Genomic DNA, 2738 nt, shown 5'->3' with positions numbered 1-2738 from the left:
ATGCTCGACAATGGGAGTTCCCGGTAAGGCCTCTGCCGAGCATGGCTCGGCACTACGGATTGGGCGGCCGGTAAAGCCTCTGCCGAGCATGGCTCGGCACTACATGGTTCGCTCTCTTATCGGATGCGCACCGGCAAGGGGATGTTGCACAGGTCGATATGGCCTGCGGCGCGCTTGTAGAAACCATCCACGCGGTTACGACGCGCTTCCACCGCATCGGCGAAGGTCTTCGAATCGGTACGCAGCACTTCAAGTTTCACCCGTTGCGCCTCAGGGAGCTCGCTGGCCAGAGTGATCGCCTTGATCTGCGTGCGCTGCGCGGGGTCTTCGTAGAAGCCCATCGGGTCGGGACCACGCTTGATCGTGCTGAGCAGTTCCATGCCCTTGAGCACGCGGCCCACCAGGGTGATGTTGCGGTCCAGCTGGCGCGGTGATTGGCCGGTGACCACATAAAGTTCCGCACCGACGCTGCTGTCCTCATCGTTGTTGCGGCCGGCGCCGAGCGCGCCATAGCAATGCGCCAGCCAGGCGTTCTTGCCATCGCTACCGACCGCGAAGTCGCCGACGAAGCCGGTCCTGGTGGCCCAACCGTCGCGGTCGGGCAGGGCGGTGAAGGCAAGCCCTTCCAGCGGGCGCTGGAACTCTGCAGGCAGATGGGTCTTGGCGCTGCCCATCGACTTGGCCTTGGCCGCATCGTCAGCATCGGCGTCGCCGAACTGGACCACGAAGTTGTCCTGCGAGCGGTAGATGCTCAGCCCGTCCCAGAAGTGCTCCCTGGCCATGGTGCGGATGTTGCCGGCGTGCTCCGGAGCGAATTGTGGGGCCAACTCGATGATGACGCGGCCGCCCTCCAGATCCATGTACAGGGTGTTCTCCGCTGCCGGGCTGTGCCAGTCGCCGGCCGGCGCGGCATCGATGATTTCCTGCGCGCTGCGGTACTTGGCGGGGGCGTCGGCCGCCAGCAGCGGCAGCGGGGACAGCGACAGAGCCAGCGCAAGCAGGCAGGGACGTAGCGTCATCGGGCGCATTCCAGTTGGGTGTGGCCCGATTCTGCGCGATTGCCCGTGCCGCCCGCCAGCCTCATGGCCGAGGTGGGGGTGACTACCGGCATATTCGCTATAGCGAACTAAGTACTAGTATCTGCTTCACGCTAGTCGGCAGGAGTGAAGGCCATGACTGAGTTGGATGCCCATCTACGCAAGTTCCAGAAGGAATTGAGCACAGGCACGGTGTCGCTGGCCTTGCTGGCGGTGCTGGCCAAGGCGCCGGAGCCGCTGTACGGCTATCTGATCGCCAAGGAGCTGGAGCGGGTTGGCGACGGGGTGCTCAGTGGCAAACAGAGCGCGCTGTACCCCGTGCTGCGCAACCTGGAAGGCGCGGGTCTGCTGGAAAGTCACGTGGAGCCATCGGTGGCCGGACCGCCGCGGCGCTACTACCGCATCAATGACAACGGCCGCGCCGCGCTGCGGCAGTGGATAGCAGCGTGGAATGCCACCCGGGACTCGGTCGAGTCCGTACTGGAAGGAATCAACTGATGAATACCGAATACACCGCGCGAGCGCTGCCGACGACGATTCCCGAATACCTGGACCAGCTGCGTGCCGCGTTGAGTGGCGCTGACCTGGCGATGATCCAGGACGCGTTGTACGACGCCGAGGAATACCTGCGCTCGGAGCTGGCCGAGCAGCCGGGCAAAAGCGAGGCCGAGGTGATTGCCGGTGTCGCCGGCAGTTACGGCGCGCCAGAAGAGGTTGCAGAGATCTACCGCGAAACCGAAGTGACGGTGAATCGCGCACTGCGGACACCGCGGCCGCCGGCACGGGTGGCACCGGTTGTTGCAGCGGTGGCAGCGGTGGCAGCGGAGCCAGGTGTCGCGGCGGCGGTCCGCGAGCCTGCTCCGCGCTCCTTGCTGGCGCGTTTCTTCGGTGTTGCGATGGACCCGCACACGTATGGCGCGCTGTTCTACATGCTGTTGTCGTTGGCCACCGGCATCTTCTTCTTCACCTGGGTGGTCACCGGTTTGTCGCTGTCGCTATCGCTGCTGATCGTGATCATCGGTATTCCAGTCCTGCTGCTGTTCCTGGGCTCGGTGCGGGTGTTGTCGCTGGTTGAAGGGCGCATCATCGAGACCATGCTGGGCGTGCGCATGCCGCGCCGTCCGACCTATACCGATCGCAGCCAGGGTTGGTTGCAGCGTATCGGTGCGATGTTCTCGGACGGACGCACCTGGCTGACCATGCTGTACTTCGTGCTGATGTTGCCACTGGGCATCCTGTACTTCACGGTGGCGACGACCTTGCTGTCGACGTCGCTGGCTCTGGTATTCGCACCGGTGGTTTCGTTGTTCTCCAACCTGCCGATGGGGATCTGGATCGACGGCGTCAATATCGGCAACCCGTTCTGGTTGTGGCCGGTGTCGCTGGGTGTAGGCGTGCTGCTGCTGTTCGGCACGCTGCATCTGGCGCGCGGCATCGGTAAGCTGCACGGCGCCATGGCCAAGCATCTGCTGGTGCGGTTGTAAGCACGGCGGCACAAGGGAATGCAGACGAGGGCGCCGATGGCGCCCTCGTTTTTGTAGTGCCGAGCCATGCTCGGCAGAAGCGTTACGTATAGACCCTTCTGTAGGAGCGGGGGGGGGGGGGGCCCGGGGGCAGGTCGGGAGAGTTTTGGGAAGAAGCCCCCCCAAAGAGAGGGGACCCAACCGGGGCGGGCCGGCCCGGGGCAGAAGGTGTGGGGGG

The 2738-nt window shown here is 64.6% G+C and carries 3 protein-coding genes; 2 read left to right on the top strand and 1 reads right to left on the bottom strand.

Annotated features, from left to right (window positions below; all coding sequences use genetic code 11):
- Positions 1-116: 116 nt before the first annotated feature.
- On the bottom strand, positions 117-1019 hold the full coding sequence (locus ACVOLI_RS20410; protein WP_481615776.1) for a peptidylprolyl isomerase: 903 nt from the start codon (positions 1017-1019) through the stop codon (positions 117-119).
- 153 nt (positions 1020-1172) lie between these two features.
- Here ACVOLI_RS20410 and ACVOLI_RS20405 point away from each other — a divergent pair, with 153 nt between their 5' ends.
- Both ACVOLI_RS20405 and ACVOLI_RS20400 read left to right on the top strand, forming a co-directional pair.
- A complete protein-coding gene (locus tag ACVOLI_RS20405) occupies positions 1173-1535 on the top strand; it encodes a PadR family transcriptional regulator (RefSeq protein WP_481615775.1) in 363 nt (120 codons plus the stop codon).
- Positions 1535-2521 (top strand): sensor domain-containing protein, encoded by a 987-nt coding sequence (locus ACVOLI_RS20400; protein WP_481615774.1) that lies wholly within the window; start codon positions 1535-1537, stop codon positions 2519-2521. Before ACVOLI_RS20405 ends, ACVOLI_RS20400 begins: the two co-directional genes overlap by 1 nt.
- Positions 2522-2738 lie beyond the last annotated feature (217 nt).

The sequence above is a fragment of the Stenotrophomonas sp. STEN029 genome (assembly GCF_056760015.1).
Note: the sequence above shows the minus strand (reverse complement) of the source record. Positions and strands in the feature narration are given on the sequence as shown.